This is a genomic window from Rhodoferax saidenbachensis, from assembly GCF_031457975.1.
In the GTDB taxonomy this organism is placed as follows: Bacteria; Pseudomonadota; Gammaproteobacteria; order Burkholderiales; family Burkholderiaceae_C; genus Allorhodoferax; species Allorhodoferax saidenbachensis_A.
Genome location: NZ_JAVDXO010000001.1, coordinates 625,243 through 649,676, shown reverse-complemented (window position 1 = coordinate 649,676; position 24,434 = coordinate 625,243). Strand labels below are relative to the sequence as shown.

The window sequence follows — 24,434 nt, the reverse complement described above, 5'->3', positions numbered from 1 at the left end:
GGCTGATCATGTTTGTCTGCGTGTTCAGTGGTGCAGCCCACGCCCTGCAGATCACCGACGACCGCGGCGTCACCGTCACATTGCCAGCCGCACCCCAGCGCATCGTGAGCCTCTTACCTTCGCTCACCGAAACCGTGTGCGAACTCGGCCAGTGCCATCGCCTGGTTGGGGTGGATCGCTATTCCAACTTCCCGGCCAGCGTGCAAAAGCTGCCGCAGGTGGGGGGCGGGCTGGACCCCAACATCGAGATGATCGTCGCCCTCAAGCCCGATGTGGTGCTGATGGCCACCTCGTCGCGCGCGGGCGAGCGGCTGCAAGCGCTGGGCATCCAGGTGCTGGCGATGGAGCCCAAACGCCATGCCGATGTTCAGCGCGTGATGCTCAAGCTGGGCCAGTTGCTGGAGGTGCCAGACGCGGCGCGCATCTGGCGCGCGATCGACGCGGGCGTCTCGGCCGCGGCCCAGTCACTGCCAGCCAGCGTGCGCAACGTGAAGGTCTACTTTGAAGTGAACCAGGGCCCCTATGCGGCGGGCGAGTCGTCCTTCATCGGCGAAACGCTTGCACGTCTGGGCGCCAAAAACATCGTCCCTGCCAACCTCGGCCCCTTCCCTAAGCTCAACCCTGAGTACATCGTGCGTGCCAACCCCGACCTCATCATGATCGGCCAGCGCAGTGCCGATGGCCTGGCCGCGCGGCCGGGCTGGCAAAGCATTCGTGCGCTGCGTGAGCAACGGGTCTGCATTTTCCCGCCTGACGAGGCCGACATGCTGGTGCGCCCCGGCCCGCGCATGGCGGAAGGCGCCCGCCTGATGGCCAAGTGCCTGAGCACAAAAGCCCCGGGAGCCAAACCATGATGTCCACGCGCGTTTTCTGGCTGGTGTGGGCTGGCGTACTGGGCGCCCTGGCGCTGGTGGCGCTGGGTATCTGCGTGGGCAGTGCCGGGCTGGAGAACCTGATTGGCCCATTGCTGAACCCCACACAGGACCCGCAGCAAACCGCCATGGCGCAGCAAATCGTCTGGCAGATCCGCCTGCCGCGCACGCTGGGTGCCTGGGCGGCTGGCGCCTTGCTGGGCCTGGCCGGTGCCGTGGCGCAGGGCTTGTTTCGCAATCCGTTGGCTGATCCTTATCTGCTCGGCAGCGCCTCAGGCGCTTCCCTGGGTGTCGCGCTGGCCTTGGCAGCGCTCGGTGGCGGTGCGGGCATGTTGGGTGGCAGCATGATGAGCGGAGGCGTGGCGGTCAGCGTGTTCTCCAGCAGCCTGTGGGTGCGTCTGGGGCTGACCGGTGCGGCGTTTCTGGGCGCTGTGTTTGCCGTGATGCTCACGCTGGTGCTGTCGCGCGGTGTGGGCCACACGCTGCGCCTGCTGCTGGCGGGCGTGGTGGTGGGCGTTGTGCTGGGTGCCATGACACATTTGGTGCTGCTGTTCTCGCCCGAATCGCTGCAAGCTATGCAGGCCTTCATGCTGGGTTCCACCGCCTTTGTGGGTTGGACATCCTGTGTGCTCATGGTCAGCGTGTGGGGCGTGTGTGTGCTGGCGGCCTGGCTGCTGGCGCGTGTGCTCGATGGTCTGAGTTTGGGCGACGCCACGGCCATCAGCCTGGGCCTGCCCGTGGCGCCCATGCGCGCGGCGCTGGTGGCTGTATTGGCGCTGGCTACCGGTACGGCGGTGGCGCAAACCGGATTGATTGCGTTTGTGGGCCTGGCAGCGCCGCACCTGGTGCGCTCGGTGGTGAAGACCACGCATGCGCACCTGATGTTGCTGTCCAGCCTGATGGGCGGCGTGTTGCTAATGGCGGCGGACACGCTGGCACGCGGACTGATTGCGCCGCAGGAGCTGCCCGTGGGCATGCTCACCGCGGTGCTGGGTGGCGGCTACTTGCTGTGGCTGATGCACCGCAGCAGCAGCCTGGGCGGAGGGCGTGCAGCATGACAGGTGCTATTAAAACCATAGCTATCCGCGCAGATTCCATAGGGGCTAGCCTCGGAAATGGCTTGCAAAAGCAAGCCATCCTGCATGGCATCAGTCTGGACATCACAGCCGGAAAGTGGACCAGCATCGTGGGCCCTAACGGCGCCGGCAAGTCCACCTTGCTCAAATGCCTGGCTGGCGTGTTGCCGCACAGTGGCAGCGTCAGTTTGTTGGGCCAACCGCTGCACAGCCTGCCGCACCGTGAGCGTGCCCGCCAGTTGGCTTGGCTGGGCCAGAACGAAACCTCGGCCGACGATTTGACGGTGTGGGACGTGGCCATGCTGGGCCGCTTGCCGCACCAAGCCTGGCTGGCGCCGCCCAATGTGGCCGACCATGCGGCGGTCGAAAGCGCGTTGCGCGCCACCCGCGCCTGGGACTGGCGCCAGCGTGCGTTGGGCCAGTTGTCTGGCGGAGAGCGCCAGCGCGTGCTGCTGGCCCGCGCCCTGGCCGTGCAGGCCCAGGTGCTGCTGATGGACGAGCCCCTGGCCAACCTGGACCCGCCGCACCAGGCCGACTGGCTGGATGTGGTGCGCGCGCTGGTGGCCGAGGGCAAAACCGTGGTCAGCGTGTTGCATGAGATCACCATGGCGCTGCAGGCCGACACTATGGTGGTCATGGCCGCAGGCCGCGTGACCCACCAAGGCGCCTGCTCCGATCTGGCCACGCACCGCGCCATGGAAGATGTATTCGACGGACGCATTGCCGTTCACCCCGTCCAGGGGCAGTGGATTGCGCTGCCCAAAGTTACCCAACCTCCCAAGAGGGCTCCCATGCAAATTGAAACTCCACCGGTCGACTACGAACGCGTCGTCCCCACGGCCGAACGCCGCGGCCTGATCCTCGTCAACACCGGCCATGGCAAGGGCAAGAGTACGGCCGCCTTTGGCCTGGCCCTGCGCGCGCATGGCCGCGGCAAGGCCGTCAAGGTCTACCAGTTCATGAAGGTGCCCACGGCGCGCTTTGGCGAGCACCGCCTGTTTGAGCAGTTGGGCATCCCCATCGAAGGCCTGGGCGACGGCTTCAGCTGGAAGAGCAAGGACCTTGACCACTCGGCCCAGTTGGCGCTGGACGGCTGGGCCAAGGCCGAGGCCACGATTCGCGCGGGTGAACATTTCATGGTGGTGCTGGACGAAATCATGTACCCGCTGCGCTACGGCTGGATTCCACTGGAGACCATCCTCACCTGCCTGCGCGAGCGCCCAGCGCATGTGCATGTGGTGTTGACCGGCCGCAACGCGCCGGGAGAGCTGGTGGACCTGGCGGACACGGTGACAGAGATGACGCTGGTGAAGCACCATTTCAAAGCGGGTGTGCCTGCGCAACGTGGCATTGAAGATTGACATGAACCTTCAGGTATTCCGATGCGTGTTGCGAGGTCTGGGGCTGGCCCTCGGCCTGTTCGCGGGTGTAGCCATGGCGCAGACCGCACAGCCTGTGTCGCGCATCGTCACGCTGTCGCCTTCACTGACAGAAGCCGTGTGCGCGCTGGGCCACTGCGCGCAACTGGTGGGGACCGACCGTCACTCCACCTGGCCCACATCCGTACTGGCGCTGCCCAAGGTGGGGGGGCTGGAAGACGCGCAGATAGAGCGCATCGTGACGCTGCGGCCCAACCTCGTGTTGCTGGGGCCGCGCAGCCGTGCGGGCGAGCGCCTGCAGGCGCTGGGTGTGCCCGTGATGATGCTGGATGCGCGCACCCATGCCGATTTGAAACGCATGCTGGTCAAACTGGGTGAGACGCTGGGCGAACCCGCCCGCGCCACTGAGCTGATTGCCCGCATCGACGGCGAATTGGACGCCGCTGCAAGCCGCATGCCCGCTGCCTTGCGGGGGCGCAGTGTCTATGTGGAAGTGGGGGCAGGGGCCTCTGCCGCCAGCGACAAGAGTTTTATTGGCGAGACTGTGGCCCGACTGGGCTTGGTCAATGTGGTGAGCGGCGAGCTGGGCCTGTTCCCCAAGATCAACCCCGAGGCGTTGCTGCGCCGCCCGCCGGACCTGATTATCGGGCCGCGTGCCACACTGGCCAACCTGGCAGACCGCCCCGGTTGGAGCGCGTTGCCGGCCGTGCGCCAGCAGCAGCTGTGCCTGCTGGACACCGAACGTATGGACCTGCTGTCCCGCCCCGGCCCGCGCCTGGGCGAGGCCGCGCAGATGCTGGTGGAGTGTCTCAAGGCACTGCCGCCCCGTTAAATCTTTCTTGAAGGACCCTCGAATGCAAACCCGAAAAATTCCCGCCACTATCGTCACCGGCTTCCTGGGCAGCGGCAAGACCACGCTGTTGCGCCACCTGCTGGCCAACGCGCAAGGCCGCCGCATTGCCGTCATCGTCAACGAGTTTGGCGAACTGGGCATCGACGGCGAACTGCTGCGCGGCTGCGGCATTGGCTGCGACGAGAACGGCGAAGAAAACGGCCAGCTGTATGAGTTGGCCAACGGCTGCCTGTGCTGCACCGTGCAGGAAGAGTTTGCGCCCGTGATGGAGCAGTTGGCCAAGCGCCGCGACCAGATTGACCACCTGATCATCGAGACCTCGGGTCTGGCGTTGCCCAAGCCGCTGGTACAGGCTTTTCAGTGGCCCGCGCTGCGCAACACCTTTACCGTGGACGCCGTGGTAACCGTGGTGGACGCGCCTGCGGTAGCGGCAGGCGACTTTGCCGACGACCCCGTGGCCGTGGACGCCCAGCGCCGTGCCGACGACAACCTGGACCATGACTCCCCGTTGCACGAGTTATTTGAAGACCAGTTGGCCACGGCCGACCTGGTGATCGTGCACAAGACGGATGGTTTGACGGCCGAAGAATTGGTGGGTGTGGAAGCCGCTATCCGTGCCGAGACGCTGCCCGGCGTGAAGCTGGTGCATGCGCAGCATGGCCGCATCGACATGGGTGTGTTGCTGGGCCTGGAGCGCGCGGTGGAAGACCAGATCGACCAGCGCAAGACCCACCACGACGAGGAAGAAGACCACGACCACGACGCCTTTGACTCGGTGCAGGTGACGCTGGATGTGACCAGCCGCGAAGGCCTGCTGGCCGCGCTGCAGGGTGTGGTGGCGCGCCATGAGATTTACCGCGCCAAGGGCTTTGTGGCCTTGCCCGGCGTGGCCATGCGGCTGGTGGTGCAGGGTGTGGGCACACGGTTTGACAGCTACTTCGACCGCCCCTGGCGTGCGGACGAAGCGCGCAAATCGCGCCTGGTGCTGATTGGCTCTGAACTCAATGCGGCAGTCTTGCAAGCTGAACTGAGCGAAGCGCTGGCAGCACCCGTCGCAGCTTAAGACACTGACAGAAAGAAAGACTCCATGCATTTGCTCTCCACCCGCCCCGGCGGCCACGTTGAAGACGGTGGCCAGGGCGTGGTGCGCGTGGCGCAAACGCCGGGCGACATCGTGGTGCTGAGTGCGGCCGACACCACGTTGTCGCTGCTGGCCGATGCAGTGGGTACGTTGCCCGAAGGTTTTCCCACGGTGCGCCTGGCCAACCTGATGTGGCTGCGCCAGCCCGCGTCGGCGGATATGTATGTGGACGAGGTGCTGCAGCATGCGCGCGTGGTGGTGATCGACCACCTGGGTGCGGCCAGCGACTGGGCCTACGTGGTGGAGCGTGTGCGCGAACTGGCACGCGAACGCGGCCAGTGGCTGGCCCTGTTCTCGGGCGACGCGAGTGAAGACCTGCAGCTGCTGCTGCGCAGCACCGCCCCGCAGGAGGACTGCCGCCAACTCTGGCGCAGCCTGCGCGAAGGCGGCCGCGACAACGCCCGTAACTTTTTTGAATTGATAGGTCACAGCGCGTTTGGCTTGGGGGTTCGGCCTGCACCGCCTGCTGCGCTGCCACCGGCCATGGTTTACCAGCCGCCTGCGCCCCAAGCCTGGCTTGACGGAGCCCCCGCCGCGCTGCTGGTGTTCTACCGTGCCCATGTGCAGGCGGGTAACACGGCGGTGTTTGACGCCATGCTGGCCGCGCTGCACGACCAAGGCCTGAACAGCGTGGCCGTGGCCGTGGACTCGCTCAAGAACCCCACCAGCTTGTCTCTGTTGCAGTCCCTGGCCGCGCTGCACGGCGTGGGTGTGGTGCTGAACGCCACCAGCTTTGCGATCACCGCACTCGATGGTGATGACGTGGACAGCGTGGATGGCGCGCAGATGGAACCGCTGGCCGGCGATGCGCCGGTGCTGCAACTCATCACCGCTGGCTGCGCGCAAGAGCAGTGGCAGGCCGACCCGCATGGCCTGGCGCCGCGCGATCTGGCCATGCAGGTGGTGCTGCCTGAGGTGGACGGTCGCATTGGCACGCGTGCTATCAGTTTCAAGGGTCTGGCCTGGCGCGACGAGCGTACCGAGGTAGACGTGGTGCGTTACCAGCCCGAGCCCGAACGCATGGCCTTTGTGGCCGAGCTGGCGCGCCGCTGGTGCGTGTTGCGTGACAAGCCGAATGCGGACAAACGTGTGGCGCTGGTCCTGGCCAACTACCCCAACGACGATTCCCGTCTGGCCAACGGCGTGGGCCTGGACACACCGGCCTCCACCGTGGCCCTGCTGCACGCCATGCAGGGCGCGGGTTACGCCACCGGCGCCTTGCCCGAAGGCAGCGACGCGTTGATGGCGGCGCTAGTGGCTGGCGTGACCAACAACCTGGATGCCAACGACATGCGGCCCGCCAGCCAGAGCCTGGCCATGGCCGACTACCTGCACGACTTCAACCGCCTGGACGCCGCCAGCCGCGATGCGGTGAACGCGCTGTGGGGCACCCCGGAGCAAGACCCCATGGTGCGCAGCGGCCGCTTCATGGTGTCGGGCCATCGCTACGGCAATGTCTTTGTGGGCAACCAGCCCGCACGCGGGCGCGATCTGGATCTGGTAGCGACCTACCACGATGCCGACCTCGTGCCCACGCACAACTACCTGGCCTTCTATTTCTGGCTGCGCCGCCAGTTTGCTGTGGATGCGGTGGTGCACGTGGGCAAACATGGCAACCTGGAATGGCTACCCGGCAAAAGCGTGGCGCTGGGCGCCAACTGCTGGCCCGACGCCATCCTCGGCCCGCTGCCGCATCTGTACCCCTTTATCGTCAATGACCCCGGCGAGGGCAGCCAGGCCAAGCGCCGCACCCAGGCCGTCATCATCGACCACCTGATGCCGGCCCTGACCCGTGCCGAGACCTACGGCCCGCTGCAGAAGCTGGAGCGGCAGATGGACGAGTACTACGAGGCCCTGTCCCTGGACCCGCGCCGTGCCCAGCGCCTGCGCGGCGACATTCTGGACCGCGTGTTGACGGAGAACCTGCACACCGACCTGGGCTTTGCCAAGCCCGCTGATGACGCGGGCCGCGAGGCGCTGCTGCAGCGCTTGGACGCCTACCTCTGTGAGATCAAGGAATCGCAAATCCGCGATGGCCTTCACATCTTGGGCACATCCCCGCAAGGCCGCCAGCAGATTGATACGCTGGTGGCGCTGGTGCGTTTTCCGGGTGGCACGGCGCCCGGGCAGCGCAGCCTACTGGTGGCTTTGGCGAAAGACCTGCTCTTGGACGGTGTAGAGGGCTTTAGCGCGCTGAGCCCGGAATGGGCTGCGCCCTGGAATGGCCCATTCCCCGCCGTGTTGCAGGGCGTGAGTGCCGAAGCATGGCGCCATGCGGGCCACACGCGGGAGCGGCTGGAGCTGTTGGCGCGTCAACTGGTCTTAGACCATGTGGTGAACGAGCGAGCATTCGATGCCGCGGCCTGGCCCCACACCGCACCGGTCTTGCAACGCATGCACGCCGTGCTGCGCCCACGGCTGGACGCCTGCGGCCCGCAAGAAATTCTGCAATGCCTGCGCGGCCTATCGGGCAAGTTCGTTCCCGCCGGCCCCAGTGGCGCACCATCCCGCGGCCGTCCCGATGTGCTGCCCACAGGCCGCAACTTCTATTCGGTGGACACGCGCGCCGTGCCTACGCAAACCGCCTATGCCATGGGTGCGGCGGCGGCCGAGCGTGTGATTGAGCGGCACCTGCAAGACCACGGCAGCATGCCGGGCCAGGTGGGTCTGTCGGTCTGGGGCACCAGCACCATGCGCACGGGCGGCGAAGACATTGCCCAGGCGTTTGCGCTCTTGGGCGTGCGGCCCAAGTGGGCCGATGGCAGCAGCCGGGTGGTGGATATCGAGGTGCTGCCCATGAGCCTGAAGGGTCGGCCGCGCGTGGATGTGACGCTGCGCGTGTCGGGCTTCTTCCGCGATGCCTTCCCCAATGTGATTGACCTGTTTGACACCGCCGTGCGCACCGTCGCCGCGATCAGCGAGGAAGACGAGCCCGACGAGGTGAACCCCATCCGCGCCCGTGTGCGGCGCGAGGCGGTGGATGCGCAGGCGAAGGGCCTGAGTGCCGAGGCGGCCGAGCGCGAAGCCACCTGGCGCGTTTTTGGCCCACGTCCCGGCGGCTACGGCGCCGGCCTGCAAGAGCTGATGGCCAGCGGCCGCTGGACTGATGGCAACGATCTGGCCCAGGCCTATCTGCGCGCCGGGGCCTTTGCCTATGGCCAGGGCGAGCATGGTGTGGCCGCGCTCGGCAGCTTTGAGCAGCGCATCGCCGGGCTGGACGCAGTGCTGCACAACCAGGACAACCGCGAGCACGACGTGCTCGACTCGGACGACTACTACCAGTTCCAGGGCGGCATGGCCGTGGCCGTCGAAGCCCTGACCGGCGAGGCGGCTGCGCTGTACCACGGCGACTTCAGCGTGCCCGGTGCGCCGCGCATCCGCACGCTGGGTGAAGAGGTGGCGCGCGTGGTGCGTTCGCGCGCCGTCAACCCCAAGTGGCTGGAGGGCGTGCGCCGCCATGGCTACAAGGGCGCGTTCGAGATGGCCGCCACGGTGGACTACCTGTTTGCGTTTGACGCAACGACGGGTGTAGTGGGTGACCACCAGTACGCGCTGGTGGCCGACGCCTATTTGCACGACGACACGAACCGCGCCTTTTTGCAGCAGCACAACCCCGGTGCGCTGCGCAGCATTGGCGAGCGCCTGCTGGAGGCCATGCAGCGTGGCCTGTGGGAGGCGCCGGGCGACCAGCGCGAACGCATTGAAGACCATTTGCTGGCGCTGGAGCGCCGCCTGGAAGAACACGGAGAAGGACCCCTGCCATGAGCGCGACCATGAACACTTCTGCACAGAACATTCCCCTGGAACCCGCCACGCGTGCGGCGTTTCCCTTCACCGCGCTGGTAGGCCAGCCGCAACTGCAGCGCGCACTGCAGCTTGCCGCCATCGACCCCAGCATTGGCGGGGTACTCATCAGCGGCCCGCGTGGCACCGCCAAGTCCACGGCCGCGCGTGCCCTGGCCGCGCTGCTGCCCGGTGCGCCGTTTGTGACGCTGCCGCTGGCCGCCAGCCTGGAGCAATTGGTGGGCACGCTGAATGTGGAAGACGTGCTGCGCGACGGCCAGGTGCGTTTGGCTCCGGGTCTGGTAGCGCGTGCGCATGGCGGCGTGCTCTATGTGGACGAAGTCAACCTGCTGCCCGATGCGCTGGTGGATGCACTGCTGGACGTGGCCGCCAGCGGGGTGAACACGGTGGAACGTGATGGGATATCGCAGCAACATGCCGCGCGTTTTGTGCTGGTGGGCACCATGAACCCGGAGGAGGGCGAGCTGCGCCCGCAGCTGCTGGACCGCTTTGGCCTGTCGGTGGCGCTGGCCAACCCCGTAGATGCCGCACAGCGCACCGCCATCCTGCGTGCGCGGCTGGGCTTTGATGAAAACCCCGACGCGCTGGGCGAACAACATGCAGAAGATCAACGCGCCTTGAGCGCTGCGCTGGTGGCAGCCCGCGCTGTATTGCCGCGCCTGACATGGTCGGACGAAGTGTTGAATCACGCGGCGGCCTGCGCCATTGCTGCCGGTGTGGATGGCATGCGCGCTGACTTGGTGATGCTGCGGGCGGCCCGTGCGCTGGCCGCGCTGGAAGGTCGTGACGAAATCGCAACGGCCGATGTAGACGCCGTGGCTGAACTTGCACTGGCGCATCGTCGACCCGAGGGCAGTGCGGCACAAGCGCCGAACAACTCCGCTGCACCACAGCAACCGAAACAAAACCCCGAGCCGCGTAAAGACCTACTCGCCGCATCTGCTCCGCAAGGCGATTGGGGCGCTTTGCCCGCCCAGCCAGAAGGCACCGCCAAGGTCCAAAAAATCGCCGGGTGGCCGCCAAAAAAAGCCTAGGCCGCCCCAGCCGCCGCCCGCGCAACGGGCCTGGCAGCTGGCGGTGGCCTCCACCCCAAACCTCTTTTGCAACTACTGCAGCGCCTGGCGCCCGACAGCGCAGCAGTGCCATTGCTTGGCTGCCTACCGTGGTGGCCAAAGGCCCGGCGCCGCTGCAGCGCACGCACCTGCGCCACCAGCCGGTTGCGCTGCGCGCTGGCCGCTTGCATTGCATCCTGCTCGATACCTCAGGCTCCATGCGCCAGCGTGGCCGCCTCGCTTTGGCCAAAGGCCATGCCGCGTTCATGATTGAACAGGCGGCACGCCAGGGCGACGATGTGGCGCTGCTGCGTTTTGGCGGGCAGGGCGTGGAACTATTGCTTCCGCCGGGTCGCGCGCGTGCCTCGGGCAGCCAACGCCTGCGCCCCGTGGGTGGTGGTGGTGGCACGCCACTGGCTGAGGCATTGGTGCAGGCCGACCGCCTGCTGCAGCGCACACTAAGAATCAGTGGCCCCACCGAATGCTGGCTGTGGCTGCTGACCGATGGCCGCACGCTGGAGCAGCCGCAGGCGCCGCTGACGCCGCAGCACCTGGTCATTGTCGACTTTGACGATCCGAAGAAGACCCTGGGCCGCTGCGCTGCCTGGGCCACGCGCTGGGGTGCCGAGCACCACCTGGCCCCCACTTTCTGAAACACAAGTTACCGATGTCTGACACCGAAATCATTGTTTGCACCACCTGCCGCCCGCCCGGCGCCTCGCGCGAGTTGCCGGCCGCGGGCCTGGCCCTGTTCGAAGCCGTGCAAGACGCGCTGCTGGAGTGCGAGCTGGACACTGGCGAACACAAGGGCCTGCAGGTGCGCGGCCTGGCCTGCATGAGCGGTTGCGCCCGTGCCTGCACCGTAACCCTGCAGGCCCACGGCAAATACACCTACTACTTTGGCGACCTGACTTCTGATACCGAGACTGCGTCGCAGGTCATTGTCTGTGCGCAGCAGCACTTGCAGAGTGCCGACGGCAATCTGGCCCGCAACGCGCGGCCGGAGCGTCTGCGCAGCGGTATCCTTGCCCGATTGCCCCCCCTAGGTCAGAGCGGCCCCGGCTCGACATGACCGTGCAAATCCATTACGTTTGATTTTTTACCCACCCCAAGGAGATTGCTATGACTGAACCGACAACGTTGACCCACACCCCCGCTGCTACCCACAATCCCGGCCTGGCCGTGCTGCGCCCTCTGCTGGGTGCCGCCGCACTGGGCTTGGTCGTGCTCTATGGCGTGGCCTTTGCCGAGAGCCCGCTGGCGCACAACGCTGCGCACGATGTGCGCCACATCACCGTCAAACCCTGCCACTGACCTGGCCTTTTACCGGGAGAACCCCATGATTTTTCAACGACTGATCTGGGCGGCGCTGGCCACCGCCGTGGTGGTGGGCAGTGTGCAAACCGGCGTGCAACGCTGGCAGGCCGCGCCGCTGATTTTGGCGGCCGAGGTCTATGAAGAGCAAAAGGCCGAACCTGCGGCACCTGTGGCCGACGCCGCAACAGCGACCCATACGCACGCCGAAGGCGTGGCAGCGCATGACCACGAGCACGGCGCAGCCAAGGAATGGGAACCCGAGAACGGTGCCGAGCGCATCGGCTGGACCTGGGTGGCCAACATCCTGCACGCTCTCAGCATGACGCTGTTGGCGTTCGCGGTGATGGGTGTGTGGCTGTACCAGCGCGGCGCCGCCGTGCCATCGTTGCGCCTTGCCAGCGTGGTCACGGCTGCGGGTTTCCTGAGCTTTCACCTCTGGCCATCGCTGGGCTTGCACGCCGAAGTGCCCGGCATGGAAGCCGCGCCCTTGCAGGCCCGCCAGGTGTGGTGGGTGCTGGCAGTAGGCAGCGCAGCAGGTGCTTGCGCGGTGGCCGGCTTTGCCCGCGCATCCTGGCGCTGGCTGGTGGCGGTTGCATTGCTGGCACTCCCGTTTGTGGTGGGTGCACCCAAGCTGCAGGGCGACCCCCTGGCCGGTTTTGGGCCTGAGGCCCATGCCGCGCTGGAGCAGCTGGGTGTGCAGTTCATCTGGGCGACCACCTGGGTGGCGCTGTCGTTCTGGGCCAGCCTGGGTCTGGTGGGCGGCCTGGCCTTCCAGCGCTGGGTGCGTCCGGCCTTGCTGGCGGTGTTGCCGCGTGCGGATGCGCCCGCTGCGGGCGCGGTGCAAGCCTCGCAGTGAGCGGTGTGACGGGTTTTGTTTCCATCGTCGGTGCAGGCCCCGGCCCGGCCGACCTGATGACGCTGCGCGCGCTGGACCGGCTGCAACAGGCCGAAGTGGTGGTGCACGACCGGTTGATCTCGCCCGAGGTGCTGGCGCTAATTCCTCCTGCAGCGCAGCGCGTCTACGTGGGCAAGGCGCTTGGCAACCACGCGGTGCCGCAAGAGGGTATCCACGACCTGCTGGTGGCGCACGCGCGCCAGGGCCAGCGCGTGGTGCGTCTCAAAGGCGGTGACCCCTATGTGTTTGGCCGCGGGGGCGAAGAAGTGCAGGCGCTGCAGGCTGCGGGCATTGCGTTTGAGGTGGTGCCGGGCGTGACAGCGGCCAGCGGTTGCTCGGCCGCGGCGGGTATTCCGCTCACGCACCGCGACCTGGCCGGCAGCTGTGTGTTCCTGCCCGGCCACCTGGCCGATGACGACGCCACGCACGACTGGGCGGCTTTGGCACGCCCAGGGCAAACGCGCGTGTTCTACATGGGCGTGCAGCGGCTGGCGCAGATCGCCGAGCAGCTCATCAGCCACGGCCTGTCGCCCGACACGCCCGCGGCCATCGTGCGCGATGGCACGCGCCCCACGCAAACGGTGATTGCCACCAGCCTGCGCAACCTGGTGGCACGTGCGCCAGCCTATGGCCCGCAGCCCGGCTTGCTGATCATTGGCGAGACGGTGCAACTGAGCCCGGACTACCGTGCAGATTGAGGGCTCGCCACCTATGGCGGTAACGCCCATGCCCTCCGATGCCGCTGCCTCGGGTTTTTCCGAGCCCGAATGCAAGGCGGTGTATCGGGCCATTTTCGAGCGGCGTGATATGCGTCACTTTGCCGGTGGATCCGTGGCGCCTGAGGTGATGCGGCGGCTGCTGACGGCGGCGCACCACGCGCCCAGCGTGGGTTTCATGCAGCCATGGCGGTTTGTGCGTATTTCAGATGCCGCTGTGCGCGCGGATTTGCATGCCTTGGTCGAGCAGGAACGCGTGAAAACCGCCCAAGCCCTGGGAGAACGCCAAGATGCGTTCATGCGCCTGAAGGTGGAGGGCATGCGCGATGCCGCCGAGCTGTGGGCTGTGGCGCTGGCCGATGGCCGGGAGGCCCATGTATTCGGGCGCCGCACCTTGCCGCAGATGGACCTGGCGTCGGCCGCGTGCGCCATCCAAAACCTCTGGCTGGCCGCCCGTGCTGAGGGATTGGGTGTGGGATGGGTGTCCCTGTTTGACCCGTCTGCGGTCGCCGCACTTCTGCACATGCCGGCGGGCGCCGAGCCTATCGCGCTGCTGTGCATCGGACCTGTACATGCCTTTTACGAAGAGCCCATGCTGCAAAAGGAGCGTTGGGCGAAGCGCTGTGCCTTGGATGACCTGCTGTTTGAAAACGCTTGGGGCCAGGCCTTGGGGTCGGAAGCTGGCGCCCCAAGTGGCACGTCCACGGTGCACACGCCATGAGCCTCCTGGCAATCAATGTAGCCATTTTGGTCGCGTTGGCGGTAGACCGCTGGTGGGGCGAGCCGCCTGTGCGCCTGCACCCGGTGGTGTGGATGGGCAACTACCTGGGCGCCGTGGGCCGCTGGCTGCAGCGCCACACCCGGCAGCAGCCCGGCGTGGCCGATTACAAGGCATTTTGGCTCGCAGCCCTCGTCTGGTCTGCGGGGGCAGCTATGGTTTCAGGAGCAGCTGCTGCGTTGCAATGGGCCCTGCACAGCTTGCCGTGGTGGGGGCAGGGGCTGTTGCTGGGCCTGCTGCTCAAGCCATTGCTGGCCTGGGCCATGCTGCAGAGCGAGGTGCGCGCGGTGGAGGCTGCGCTGGCCGAATCGCTGCAGGCCGGGCGCGAACGCCTGCGCTGGCTGGTGAGCCGCGATGTGGCCCAGCTCAGCGACACGCAGGTGCGCGAAAGCGCCATCGAGACGCTGGCCGAGAACCTCAACGACTCCGTGGTGGCGCCCATTTTCTGGTTTGTGCTGCTGGGCCTGCCGGGCGCAGCGCTGTACCGCTTTGCCAACACGGCCGACGCCATGTGGGGCTACCCCAGTGTCTACCAAGGTGCCAACTGGCAGTGGGCCGGCAAATGGGCGGCGCGGGCGGACGATATTTTGAGTTGGCTTCCCGCCCGCATGACCGCCGCGCTGTTGCTGCTGGCGGCCGGCGTGCGCGGCGCCGTGCTGGCGCGCCGCCTGCGGGCCGAGGCGCGGCAAACCCCATCGCCCAACAGCGGCTGGCCCATGGCGGCCATGGCGCTGAACCTGGGCGTGGCGCTGCGCAAACCTGGCGTTTATGTACTCAATGCGCAGGGCAGGGCGGCGGGTGCGGAGGATACTGCTTTTGCCCTCGTTTATGCATCAAAATCACTTCTAGCCCTCGTCGTTATTGCGCTTGCAGCTATGGTTTTGATAGTGGTGGGGGCGGTGCGATGAACCAGGTTCCCCGTATCCACGGTGGGCCAGACGCCTTGGGGGCGCCGCTGTATGACTTTTCCACCAACAGCAACGCCTGCGGCCCCTGCCCGCAAGCGCTGGCCGCGGTGCAGGCGGCCGACGCCACGCGCTACCCCGACGCGGGCTACACCGCCGTGCGCGCCGCGCTGGCTGCTTTCCACGGTGTGGAGGCCTGGCGAATCGCCTTGGCGGGCAGCGCCAGCGAGTTCATTTTTCGCATCACGGCCTGGGCCGTGCGGCAAGGCGCGCGCAGCGTCTGCCTGCCCACACACGCCTATGGCGACTACGCGCATGCGGCGCAGGCCTGGAGCCTGCCGGTGGTGGCCGATGCGAATGCCGCCACATTGGTCTGGGCCTGTGAGCCGTCCAGCCCACTGGGGCAGGCGCACAGCCCGGCGCTGGCCAGTTTGCGCGGCACCGTGGTGCTGGACAGCGCCTATGCGCCGCTGCGCCTGGAGGGGCAACCCAGCCTGGGCGCCAGCCAGCGCCAGCAGCTCTGGCAGCTGTTTTCGCCCAACAAGGCGTTGGGCCTGACCGGCGTGCGTGCCGCCTATGCCATCGCGCCACTGGAGGCGCAAGCGGCGGTGCAGCAGTTGGAATTCCTGGCGCCTTCGTGGGTGCTGGGTGCGCATGGAGTCGCCTTGCTCATGGCCTGGACGCAAGCCGACACCCAAGCCTGGTTGCAGGCCAGCCTGCAAACGCTGGCTGCCTGGAAGCAGCGCCAGACCAGTCTGTTGCACGCCGCAGGCTGGATCTTGCAGGCCAGCGACACCCCATTTTTCTGTGCCCGCCCGCCTTTGGATGTGGACACCGTGGCCCTGTGTGCCACGCTGCGCGCGCAAGGCATCAAGCTGCGCGACGCCACCTCGTTCGGGTTGCCGGGTTGGGTGCGGCTGGGTGTGTTGCCGCCGGCCGCGCAAGACCATTTGCTCAGCATCTTGAACCGCTAGGAGCCGACCATGCCAACCGTCTTTTTTCGCACCAGGGTCTATGCCATTGCCGTATGGCTCGTACTGTTGGGACTGTGCAACCTCTCGCTGCCCGCCAGTGCGCAAGGCAAACCGTGCGCGGTGCTGCTCATACATGGCAAATGGGGGCAGCCCGGTAACCTGGCGGGTTTGGGCCGACAGCTGGAGCCGGTGTGCGATACCAAATTGCTTGAGATGCCCTGGTCGCGCCGGCGCAACTACGACCAGCCGTACGCTGTAGCCCTGCAGGAGATGGCCGCAGAGGTTCGCGCCCTGCGTGGCAAGGGATACACCCGGGTGCTGCTTGCGGGGCACAGCCTGGGCGCCAATGGTGTGCTGGCGTACATGGCAGAGGTGGGCGATGTGGATGGCCTGATTGCGCTCGCACCGGGCCATGCGCCCGAGGTCATCTACCGGCGCGGCATTGGCAAGGCGGCGGTGGACCAGGCGCGGGTCTGGGTGGCCGAAGGCAAGGGTGCAGAAACCCTGGACATGGAAGATCTCAACCAGGGAAAGACACGCATGGTGCGCATGCGTGCGGACGTGCTGCTGAGCTACTTTGACCCGCAGGGCCTGGGCTATATGCCGGCCACGGCTGCGCGCTTCAAACAGCCGGTGCCCCTGCTGTGGGTGGTAGGCGCCCAAGACCCGCTGTCCGCCATGGGGCCCGACTACGCCTACAGCAAGGCACCGGCGCATCCGGCCAGGCAATACCTGGCGGTAGACGCCGACCATATGGGCACGCCCGATGTGGCTGCAGCCCAGGTGCTGCAATGGATTCGCGCACTTCCATGACCGCCAAATGCATCATGGTGCTGGGCACCACCAGCGGAGCCGGCAAAAGCTGGCTGACCACTGCGCTGTGCCGCTACTACGCGCGCCAGGGGCTGAAAGTTGCGCCTTTCAAGGCGCAGAACATGAGTAACAACGCAAGAGTGGTTGCCTCTGAAAACGGCCAGGGTGAAATCGGCAGCGCCCAGTACTTCCAGGCCCTGGCCGCCAACGCCGTGCCCGATGTACGCATGAACCCGCTGTTGTTGAAACCCGAGCGCGACACGCACAGCCAGGTGGTGCTCATGGGGCAGGTGAATGAGGAGTTGAGCGCCATGCCCTGGCGCGGCCGCAGCCTCAAGGTCTGGCCGCAGATCGCCGCGGCGCTGGATGCGCTGCGGGCCGCGAACGATGTGGTGGTGATCGAGGGCGCGGGTTCTCCCGCCGAGATCAATCTGGCCGCCAGCGACGTGGTGAACATGCGCGTGGCCCAGCATGGCGATGCGGCCTGCCTGCTGGTGACGGATATTGACCGCGGCGGCGCGTTTGCCCATCTCTATGGCACCTGGGCGCTGTTGCCCGAAGACCAGCGTGGCCTCATCAAGGGTTTTGTGCTCAACAAGTTCCGTGGCGATGCCACGCTGTTGGCTCCGGCACCGCAGATGCTGCAGGAGCTGACCGGCATTCCCACGGTGGCCACCTTGCCCATGTGGTGGCAGCACGGCCTGCCGGAGGAAGACGGCGTGTTTGACGACCGCAGTGTGGTCAAGGGCGCGGTGAATCTGACGGTGGCGGTGGTGGCCTATCCACGTATCAGCAACCTGGACGAGTTTCAGCCGCTGAAGAACATTCCGGGGCTGCGTTTGCAGTGGGTGCGCAGCCCTTCGGAGCTGGCCGGGCTCACGTCTTCGGACTGGATCATTCTGCCGGGCTCCAAGCACACCAGTGGCGACCTGGCCTGGCTGCGTTCGCAAGGGCTGGATGCGGCGATTGCGCGACATGCGGAGCAGGGTGGGGCGGTACTGGGCGTGTGTGGTGGGCTGCAAATGTTGGGCGAGGCGCTGATTGACCCGCATGGCATTGATGGCAATGCGCCGGGCCTGGGGCTGCTGCCGCTGGTGACGGTGTTTGCGCAAGACAAGACCGTGCGCCATACAAGCACCCGATTCGCGTCCAACATCCCCGGCCGCTGGGCCGCGCTGGCTGACGCTCCCGTGGGAGGCTACGAAATCCACCATGGTCAGACCCAGCAACACGCCGCCATGGCCGCAGCGGGTGACGTGGCCCATGCGGTGCTGCCCGACGGGCTGGGCTGGTGCAACGCCAAAGGCAATGTGCTGGGTCTGTACCTGCACGGCCTGTTTGAAGACGCCGCCGTGTTGCAAGCGCTGTTTGGCGCGCAACTGGGCGGCACCGTGCCCACGCTGGAGACCGTGTTTGACGGGCTGGCGGACTACATCGCAGCGCACTTTTCTGAAGGTGTGTTGCAGGATTTGTTGGTGGAGACTTCGTGACTGTTCTACACACGTTGAGATGGGGCATGGCACTGCTGTGGGCTCTGGCGGGTGGGGCGTGCCTGGCCCAAAGCGACAACGAGGTGTTTTTGTTTGATGACGTATTGCGCCCCAAGACCATCAGCCAGGTTGAATGCCTTGCGCTCCCCCATGCCGTGTGGGTGGCTCCTCGGTGGGTGGAGGCGGGTTTCCTGGGGCGCAAGGTGGATCGTTCAGCCCAGGGCTGTATTCGCTACTTCCCCAGCGCCAAAGCCCAAGGCGCCCAGACGGCGGTGTTCTTTATCCACGGCGACGTGATGGGTCTGGAAGACCACCCAGACCAAAATCGTGAGGTTTATGAAAAGACGGGTAGTTACAAAGCCCAGATTGCCCAAGCGGACCGAACCGCCAAAGACATTGGTTTGCCGGTGATTCGCATCGCCCGGCCGGGCGTGTATGGCAGCACGGGCATGAGCCACGTGCGCGAGCGCCGCTTGCCCATGGAGGCGTATCTAGTCAATGCGGCCATTACCACCATCAAAGAGCGCTACGGCTACCACCGCATCCTGCTCACCGGATTGAGTGGCGGTGGTGGCCTGGTGGGCGCCGCCTTGACCCTCGGGCGCACCGATACGGACTGTGCGGTGGTGGGCAGTGGCGCGGTCAGCATGAAAACACGCGCTCGCCTGTTGGCCAGCAAAGAAGCGCTGCGTGGATTGGACCAAACCGGCCAGCTACTGAGTGATGTGTACGACCCGATTGACCACGTCAACGGTGTGCTGCCGGATAGCCGGCGGCGCATCTTTGTGCTGGGCGATCCGCGGGACCGTTCAGTCGCTTTTGAATCGCAACAGGAGTTCCAGCAAAGGTTGCTCAGCGTCGGCATTCCAGCCACCCTGCTCACGGCAGAGGCCAAAGATGCTATGCACCACAGAACCGCCCCGGAGGCCCAGCGGGTCGCTGCCTGGTGCCTGGCGGGGGTGAGCGATGCTGACATACAAAACCGCCTGAATGCAGGCCCCTGAATTCAAAGTCCCTTTCCCATCTTTCTTTTCATTTCCCTCTACCACCATGCAAACCACACTCCCTATCCTTGTCAATCTCCACGACGCTGCCCTCACCGAAGCGTTGCACGCGACCATCAACAACAAAACCAAGCCCCTGGGTTCGCTGGGCCGTCTGGAAGACCTGGCGCTGAAGATCGGCCAGATTCTGGGCAGCACCGCCCCCGTGCTGGACCAACCGCAGATGGTGGTGTTTGCGGGCGACCATGGGCTCACCGCACGCGGCATTTCGGCGTTTCCGAGCGATGTGACCTGGCAGATGGTGGAGAACTTTTTGGCGGGTGGCGCCGCGGTCAGCGTGCTGGCCAAGCAGAACGGCATTGCGCTGACGGTGGTGGACTGTGGTGTGAAGCGCGATTTTCTGGCCGGTTTGCCCGCAGGCAGTACACGCCCCGGTTTGCAGGTGCGCAAGGCCCAAGGCGCGGAACTGGGCACCGCAGATTCGTCAGCCCAAGCCGCCATGACGGCCGCGCAGCGCGACGAAGCGCTGCAACACGGCATGGACCTGGTGAAGGGCCTACCGGGCAATGCGCTGCTGCTGGGTGAGATGGGCATTGGCAATACCTCGGCCGCATCGCTACTGCTCGCACGCTTGGCTGGGCTGGACATTGCCGTGTGCACCGGTGCTGGCACCGGGCTGGACGCCCCTGCGGTGCAACGCAAGACCGAAGTGCTGCGCGAAGTGCTGGCCCTGCACGCCAATGCCACCGCACCCTTGGACGCACTGGCGGCGTTTGGTGGCTTTGAGATTGCGACCATGGTGGGCGCGGTGCTGCAGGCGGCGGCGGAGCGCCGCGTGATCGTGGTGGATGGCTTCATTGCCACCAGCGCGGTGCTGGTGGCGCATGCGCTGCAGCCGCTGGTGCTGCAACGCTGCGTGTTTGCCCACCGTTCGGGTGAGCGTGGCCATGAGTTCATGTTGCAGCACTTGGGTGTGCAGGGCCTGCTGGACCTGGGCCTGCGCCTGGGCGAAGGCTCGGGCGCTGCGCTGGCCTGGCCGTTGCTGCAGTCGGCCTGCACCGTTCTGCGGGACATGGCGAGCTTTGCGTCGGCCGGTGTGTCCGAAAAATCGGCCGATCCGGTGACCACGCACTAAGCCACGGTCCATGGCCAGCTTCCTTCGCCACTACCTGCTGTCGCTGCAGTTCTTCACGCGTGTGCCGGTGACCGGACGGCTGGCGGACTGGGTGGGCTTTAGCCCGGCCATGTTGCGCGCCAGTGCGGCGCATCTGCCGGGCGTGGGTGCGTTGGTGGGGGGCGCGGTGGCGCTGGGGACTTGGCTGCTGCTGGCTTTGCTGCCCGCCAGCCCATTTGCACCGCTGGTGGCCGCCGTCTTGGGCACGGTGGCCAGTGTGCTCATCACCGGCGCCTTCCATGAAGACGGCTTGGCCGATGTGGCCGATGGCCTGGGTGGCACGCAGAACCGCGAGCGCGCGCTGGAGATCATGAAGGACTCGCGCGTGGGCGCCTTTGGCGCCATTGCCGTGGTGCTGGCGCTGCTGGCCAAAGTGAGCCTGTTGGCGCTCTTAGGTTCGCTGCACGGTGCCGTGTTGTGTGTGGCGCTGTTCACGGGCCATGTGGTGTCCCGCTTCTGGCCACTGCTGACGATTCGCCTGCTGCCGCATGTGGGCGATGCCGCCGGTTCCAAGTCCAAACCGCTGGCGGACCAGATCAGCCTGGGCAGTCTGTGGGTGGCATGTTCATGGTCTTTTAGCGCTCTAGCCCTGGTCGCCATTGCGCAAGCAGCTATGGTTTTTGTAGTGCCTGGGTTGTCGTGGTCCACCGTACTCCTGTGGCTGGTCGCGGGTGTGTTGGCCAGTGGCCTGGCCTGGGTGGCCATGCTGCGCTGGTTTGCGCGCCGCCTGCAGGGCTTTACCGGCGATTGCCTGGGCGCGACCCAGCAGGTGGGCGAACTGGCGTTTTACCTGGGCCTGGCATTGGCCTGGGGCGCCGCGTCGCGCGGCGGCCTGGCATGACGCTGTGGGTGGTGCGCCATGCGCAGCCGCGGGTGGCACCCGGCCTGTGCTACGGCGCGCTGGACCTGCCGGCCGAGCCCGAAGCCACGGCGCACGCTGCCCAGGCGCTGGCCCAGGAGCTGCCGCAGGGCGCCGAGGTGCATGTATCGGTGCTACAAAGATGTAAGCTACTCGCGCAGCATCTACGGGGGCTACGGCCCGATTTAACCTTCAAACCCGAGCCGCGGCTGGTGGAAATGCACTTTGGCCTGTTTGAGGGCGTGGCCTGGGCCGACATCGCCCAAGACGCCATGGACGCCTGGACGGCCGATTTCTGGGCGCACCGCTTTGGCGGGCAAGAGTCAGTGGCCGAATTCATGGCTCGCGTGGCCCAGGTGTGGGATGCCTGCCTGCCCGCGCGCGCAGCGGGCCAGGCCCAGGTGTGGATTACGCACGCGGGCGTGGCGCGGGCGGCCAGCCTGTTGGCACAGGGGCAGCGCACGGTGTTGTACGCCGGGGACTGGCCGCGCGAGGGGCCAGCCTTCGGCCAGTGGCTGCGCTTTCTCCCCTGAGCGCGCCCTAGTTGGGCATGTTCTCCAGGGCCTGGCGTTCCTGCCGCTTGTAGGCCGCGCTGTTGCGCACGGTCTCTATCGCCTTCCAGATGCGCTGGGCCAGCTCGGGCTGGTTGGCCAGCAACTGGTGCGACAGCATCAGGTAGTAGGGCTTCTCGGTCAGCGGAATGGGCAACTCCTCCAGCTGCGCGGCCACATCGGGTTGCACCGAGACCATGGACGCATCGCTGCCGCCCATGGCGACCGCAGCCACGCGGCCTAGCATCAGGCGATGCGCCAGCGCCAGCGCACCCTGGTTGTTTTCTTCCACCGCCACGCCCCAGCTACGCAGTTGGGCCGCGATGGAATAACCCAGCTGCGCCCCTACCGGACCATTGAGGTTGCTGATTTGCTTGCCATCCCATTGCACCTGGCTACCTTTGCGCCGCAATAGCACGAAGCGGTCGATGTGCATGCGTTTGGAGGCATCTACGGTCTTGCCACCAGGGTAGGCGCCCATCTCCAGCCGCTCTTCATTGAAGCTGGCGGCAAACGCCCCATCCACCTCGTTGGCCTGCATACTGGCTAGACAGCGTTTCCAGGGCAGGGCCTGGTAGGTGAAGGGCACGCCCACCAGCTGGCTGGCCTGCTGCAGCAGTTCAAAGTTCAGTCCCCGTCCCTCGGCGGTCCGCCAGGGCTGGATAGTGGCGCTTTCAAAGCACAGCCGCACCGGCGTCACGGGTTTGGCGGGCTCTGCGGCCTGGGCGGCGGCCCACAGCAGCACACTGCACAGTGCGGCCCAGCAGCGCAGGATGGTGCGGCTGGGCCGGTGGCTCATTGCGTTACCACCTGGTTGCGCCCCTGGTCCTTGGCGCGGTACATGGCAGCATCGGCCCGGGACATCAGGTGTTGCAGCGACATGTCGCTGGGCTGCAGCGTTGCCACGCCCATGCTGACGGTGTAGCGCGGGTGGGCGGGCGAGTTGGCGGTAGCGGCGCGGATGCGTTCAGCCACCACCACGGCGTCGTTTTGCGAGGTTTCGGGCAACAGCAGCACAAACTCTTCGCCGCCCAGACGGCCCAGCTGGTCTTGGCGGCGCAAATGGGTGTTGACCCGGACCACAAAGTCGATCAGCGCCTTGTCACCGGCCAAGTGGCCGTAGGTGTCGTTGATTTGTTTGAAATGGTCCAGGTCCATGGCGATCAGCGACAGGTCGCGCCCATGGCGGCGGCAGCGGTCCATCTCCAGCTGGGCGGCAGTGTCCCAGGCGCGGCGCATGAGCGCGCCGGTCAGCGAATCCTTGGTGGCCAGGCGTTCAAACTCATCGCGCACGCGCTCACTGGCCAGCAGTACAAAGCCGATCAGTGTGAGCAGGGTGCAGCAGGTCAGCACCGCGCTGATCACGGCGTTAAAGTTGTTGGACACCATGGCGTTGCCTTCGGTGTAGCCCGACAGCGCACCCGCGCCCTGAACCACCCAGGCGCAGGCCGTGGCCATAAGCGACAGCACCAAAAAGCGTCCTGAAAAATCGAAGCGGTTGTGCTGGGCAAGGCGGTGGCTGTGCAGCACAATCAGCATAACCAGGGTGGTGTCTATCACCGTGACCCGCGCTTCATAGAAGGGTTGTACCTGCACGAAGTACGCCAGTAGTGCCGATGCCACCAGTACCAGCGCACCGGTTGTGCGAAGGCTGGTGGGCAGACCCAAAAACTTCTCCGTGCCCAGCAGCCACATGAGGGTGCCACCAATGAGCAGGCTGTTGCCGCCCCATACCGTCGCTAGCAGAGGCAGTATGTCACGCAGCGCTACCAGCACAATGCCGATAAAAATCACCAGCGTGCCGCCAGCCCACCAACCCAGGCCACGCACGCTGACGGGGTAGTTGCGCCGCAGCGAGAGTAGTACGAAGGCCATGAGCGGCCCCATGAAGGCGGCCATGAACAGAATGGTGCGAATGTCCAGCTTCAAAGAATCACTCTCTTCACGGCGCCGCTCAGGCAAACAAACTGGAAATATCGCTGAAGTCTTCCGGGTCGGGCAACTGCCCTACAAGACGCTCCACAGGTAGCTTCAGATACGCCAACACGCCAGTCGGCGCCTGGCGCAGCCCGTCCTGCACCGTAGCCAGGCTGCTGGCCTGATCGGCCAGGCAGCCCGCCAGATGCACCACCGCGCACAGGCGCGACACCCGTACCGCGGCTGTGGCGTCGGTGCAGTGGCCCAGGGCTTGCACCACTTCGTCGGGAAAATCCCAGCGCATGGCCACCAGGGCAGTGATCTGCCCCTCGTCAAAGCCCAGCACCAGGTGCTCGCGCCGCCAGCGTTCGCCAGCCGGGCAGGGCTGCGCATCCACCAGTGCGATCAACGAAGGGTTGTGCAGCGCAATGACCAGTTCACCCAAGCGCAACATCATGCCGGTGAGCCAGGCCTGGGCCTCGTCCAGCCCAGTCTGGCTGGCCAGCCATTTGGCATAGCCCGCGCACACCATGCTGTAGCGCCAAAACTCTTGTCGGTTGATAGACGGGGGCAGGGAGAAACCCTGCGCCATGCAAATGCCCAGGGCGCGTGCGCGGATCTGCGCCATGCCGACCACGGTGACCGCGTTGTCCAGCGAGGTGACGGAGCGTGACAGGCCGAACATGGCGCTGTTGGCCATGCGCAGCAGGGTGGTGGTGAGGGCTGGGTCTTTAGCGATGATGTCGCGCACCATGACCACATCGGCTTCATCATCTTCCAATGTGCGGATCAGCGCGTGCGCAACCTCTGGCATCACGGGCAGTTTGACCGTCTGGATGAAAGAGTTTATGTCCGCCATGGTGG

At 66.1% G+C, this 24,434-nt stretch carries 24 protein-coding genes and 1 pseudogene; 22 read left to right on the top strand and 3 right to left on the bottom strand.

Annotated features, from left to right (window positions below; genetic code table 11):
• Positions 1–8 precede the first annotated feature (8 nt).
• The 22 genes and pseudogenes from J2X15_RS03110 to J2X15_RS03005 all read left to right on the top strand — a co-directional run bounded on the left by J2X15_RS03110 (position 9) and on the right by J2X15_RS03005 (position 21,635).
• Entirely contained in the window at positions 9–854 is an 846-nt protein-coding gene (locus J2X15_RS03110; protein ID WP_310339701.1) for an ABC transporter substrate-binding protein, read from the top strand.
• On the top strand, positions 851–1,930 hold the full coding sequence (locus J2X15_RS03105; RefSeq protein ID WP_310339401.1) for a FecCD family ABC transporter permease: 1,080 nt from the start codon (positions 851–853) through the stop codon (positions 1,928–1,930). Before J2X15_RS03110 ends, J2X15_RS03105 begins: the two co-directional genes overlap by 4 nt.
• A gap of 8 nt (positions 1,931–1,938) precedes the next feature.
• A pseudogene (locus J2X15_RS03100) lies at positions 1,939–2,715 on the top strand (ABC transporter ATP-binding protein); the annotation flags it as partial.
• Between the two features lie 24 nt (positions 2,716–2,739).
• The gene (gene cobO / locus J2X15_RS03095; RefSeq protein WP_310339699.1) at positions 2,740–3,309 is read left to right on the top strand and encodes a cob(I)yrinic acid a,c-diamide adenosyltransferase; all 570 of its coding nucleotides are present in this window, start codon (positions 2,740–2,742) and stop codon (positions 3,307–3,309) included.
• A 1-nt stretch (position 3,310) separates the two neighbouring features.
• A complete protein-coding gene (locus tag J2X15_RS03090; RefSeq protein ID WP_310339399.1) occupies positions 3,311–4,159 on the top strand; it encodes an ABC transporter substrate-binding protein in 849 nt (282 codons plus the stop codon).
• 22 nt (positions 4,160–4,181) lie between these two features.
• On the top strand, positions 4,182–5,243 hold the full coding sequence (gene cobW / locus J2X15_RS03085) for a cobalamin biosynthesis protein CobW (RefSeq protein ID WP_310339398.1): 1,062 nt from the start codon (positions 4,182–4,184) through the stop codon (positions 5,241–5,243).
• 24 nt (positions 5,244–5,267) lie between these two features.
• Entirely contained in the window at positions 5,268–9,086 is a 3,819-nt protein-coding gene (gene cobN / locus J2X15_RS03080) for a cobaltochelatase subunit CobN (RefSeq protein WP_310339397.1), read from the top strand.
• Positions 9,087–9,094: 8 nt separating this feature from the next.
• Positions 9,095–10,159, top strand: a complete 1,065-nt coding sequence (locus tag J2X15_RS03075) for a magnesium chelatase ATPase subunit I (RefSeq protein WP_310339395.1) — start codon at positions 9,095–9,097, stop codon at positions 10,157–10,159.
• Entirely contained in the window at positions 10,138–10,830 is a 693-nt protein-coding gene (locus J2X15_RS03070; RefSeq protein WP_310339394.1) for a vWA domain-containing protein, read from the top strand. The genes J2X15_RS03075 and J2X15_RS03070 overlap by 22 nt, the downstream gene beginning before the upstream one ends.
• A gap of 14 nt (positions 10,831–10,844) precedes the next feature.
• Positions 10,845–11,249, top strand: a complete 405-nt coding sequence (locus tag J2X15_RS03065; protein ID WP_310339393.1) for a DUF1636 family protein — start codon at positions 10,845–10,847, stop codon at positions 11,247–11,249.
• Positions 11,250–11,299: 50 nt separating this feature from the next.
• Positions 11,300–11,491, top strand: coding sequence for a CbtB domain-containing protein (locus tag J2X15_RS03060; protein WP_310339391.1), 192 nt, complete (start codon positions 11,300–11,302; stop codon positions 11,489–11,491).
• Positions 11,492–11,516: 25 nt separating this feature from the next.
• Positions 11,517–12,350, top strand: a complete 834-nt coding sequence (locus tag J2X15_RS03055) for a CbtA family protein (RefSeq protein WP_310339389.1) — start codon at positions 11,517–11,519, stop codon at positions 12,348–12,350.
• A 5-nt stretch (positions 12,351–12,355) separates the two neighbouring features.
• On the top strand, positions 12,356–13,087 hold the full coding sequence (cobA, locus tag J2X15_RS03050; protein WP_310339388.1) for a uroporphyrinogen-III C-methyltransferase: 732 nt from the start codon (positions 12,356–12,358) through the stop codon (positions 13,085–13,087).
• A gap of 28 nt (positions 13,088–13,115) precedes the next feature.
• Positions 13,116–13,826, top strand: a complete 711-nt coding sequence (gene bluB, locus J2X15_RS03045) for a 5,6-dimethylbenzimidazole synthase (RefSeq protein WP_310339387.1) — start codon at positions 13,116–13,118, stop codon at positions 13,824–13,826.
• Positions 13,823–14,791: an adenosylcobinamide-phosphate synthase CbiB gene (gene cbiB / locus J2X15_RS03040; RefSeq protein WP_310339386.1), complete on the top strand. Its 969-nt coding sequence runs from the start codon at positions 13,823–13,825 to the stop codon at positions 14,789–14,791. Before bluB ends, cbiB begins: the two co-directional genes overlap by 4 nt.
• Entirely contained in the window at positions 14,788–15,762 is a 975-nt protein-coding gene (locus J2X15_RS03035; protein WP_310339385.1) for an aminotransferase class I/II-fold pyridoxal phosphate-dependent enzyme, read from the top strand. Before cbiB ends, J2X15_RS03035 begins: the two co-directional genes overlap by 4 nt.
• Positions 15,763–15,771: 9 nt before the next feature.
• Complete coding sequence (locus tag J2X15_RS03030; protein ID WP_310339384.1) at positions 15,772–16,575, top strand: alpha/beta fold hydrolase; 804 nt, start codon at positions 15,772–15,774, stop codon at positions 16,573–16,575.
• Positions 16,572–18,065 (top strand): cobyric acid synthase, encoded by a 1,494-nt coding sequence (locus J2X15_RS03025; protein ID WP_310339383.1) that lies wholly within the window; start codon positions 16,572–16,574, stop codon positions 18,063–18,065. The genes J2X15_RS03030 and J2X15_RS03025 overlap by 4 nt, the downstream gene beginning before the upstream one ends.
• A gap of 26 nt (positions 18,066–18,091) precedes the next feature.
• Positions 18,092–19,069, top strand: coding sequence for a hypothetical protein (locus tag J2X15_RS03020; RefSeq protein ID WP_310339381.1), 978 nt, complete (start codon positions 18,092–18,094; stop codon positions 19,067–19,069).
• A 46-nt stretch (positions 19,070–19,115) separates the two neighbouring features.
• Positions 19,116–20,204 carry a nicotinate-nucleotide--dimethylbenzimidazole phosphoribosyltransferase gene (cobT, locus tag J2X15_RS03015; protein ID WP_310339379.1) on the top strand — a complete coding sequence of 363 codons (1,089 nt, stop codon included), beginning with the start codon at positions 19,116–19,118 and terminating at the stop codon, positions 20,202–20,204.
• Between the two features lie 10 nt (positions 20,205–20,214).
• Complete coding sequence (locus J2X15_RS03010) at positions 20,215–21,084, top strand: adenosylcobinamide-GDP ribazoletransferase (protein ID WP_310339377.1); 870 nt, start codon at positions 20,215–20,217, stop codon at positions 21,082–21,084.
• Positions 21,081–21,635 (top strand): histidine phosphatase family protein, encoded by a 555-nt coding sequence (locus J2X15_RS03005; RefSeq protein WP_310339375.1) that lies wholly within the window; start codon positions 21,081–21,083, stop codon positions 21,633–21,635. Before J2X15_RS03010 ends, J2X15_RS03005 begins: the two co-directional genes overlap by 4 nt.
• A 7-nt stretch (positions 21,636–21,642) precedes the next feature.
• Here J2X15_RS03005 and J2X15_RS03000 read toward each other — a convergent pair whose 3' ends face one another.
• Genes J2X15_RS03000 through J2X15_RS02990 form a run of 3 tightly spaced genes read right to left on the bottom strand, consistent with a single transcriptional unit; the run spans position 21,643 to position 24,429 of the window.
• Positions 21,643–22,452: a substrate-binding periplasmic protein gene (locus J2X15_RS03000; protein ID WP_310339373.1), complete on the bottom strand. Its 810-nt coding sequence runs from the start codon at positions 22,450–22,452 to the stop codon at positions 21,643–21,645.
• The gene (locus J2X15_RS02995) at positions 22,449–23,582 is read right to left on the bottom strand and encodes a GGDEF domain-containing protein (RefSeq protein ID WP_310339371.1); all 1,134 of its coding nucleotides are present in this window, start codon (positions 23,580–23,582) and stop codon (positions 22,449–22,451) included. Before J2X15_RS02995 ends, J2X15_RS03000 begins: the two co-directional genes overlap by 4 nt.
• A 25-nt stretch (positions 23,583–23,607) precedes the next feature.
• On the bottom strand, positions 23,608–24,429 hold the full coding sequence (locus J2X15_RS02990) for an HDOD domain-containing protein (protein ID WP_310339369.1): 822 nt from the start codon (positions 24,427–24,429) through the stop codon (positions 23,608–23,610).
• Positions 24,430–24,434 lie beyond the last annotated feature (5 nt).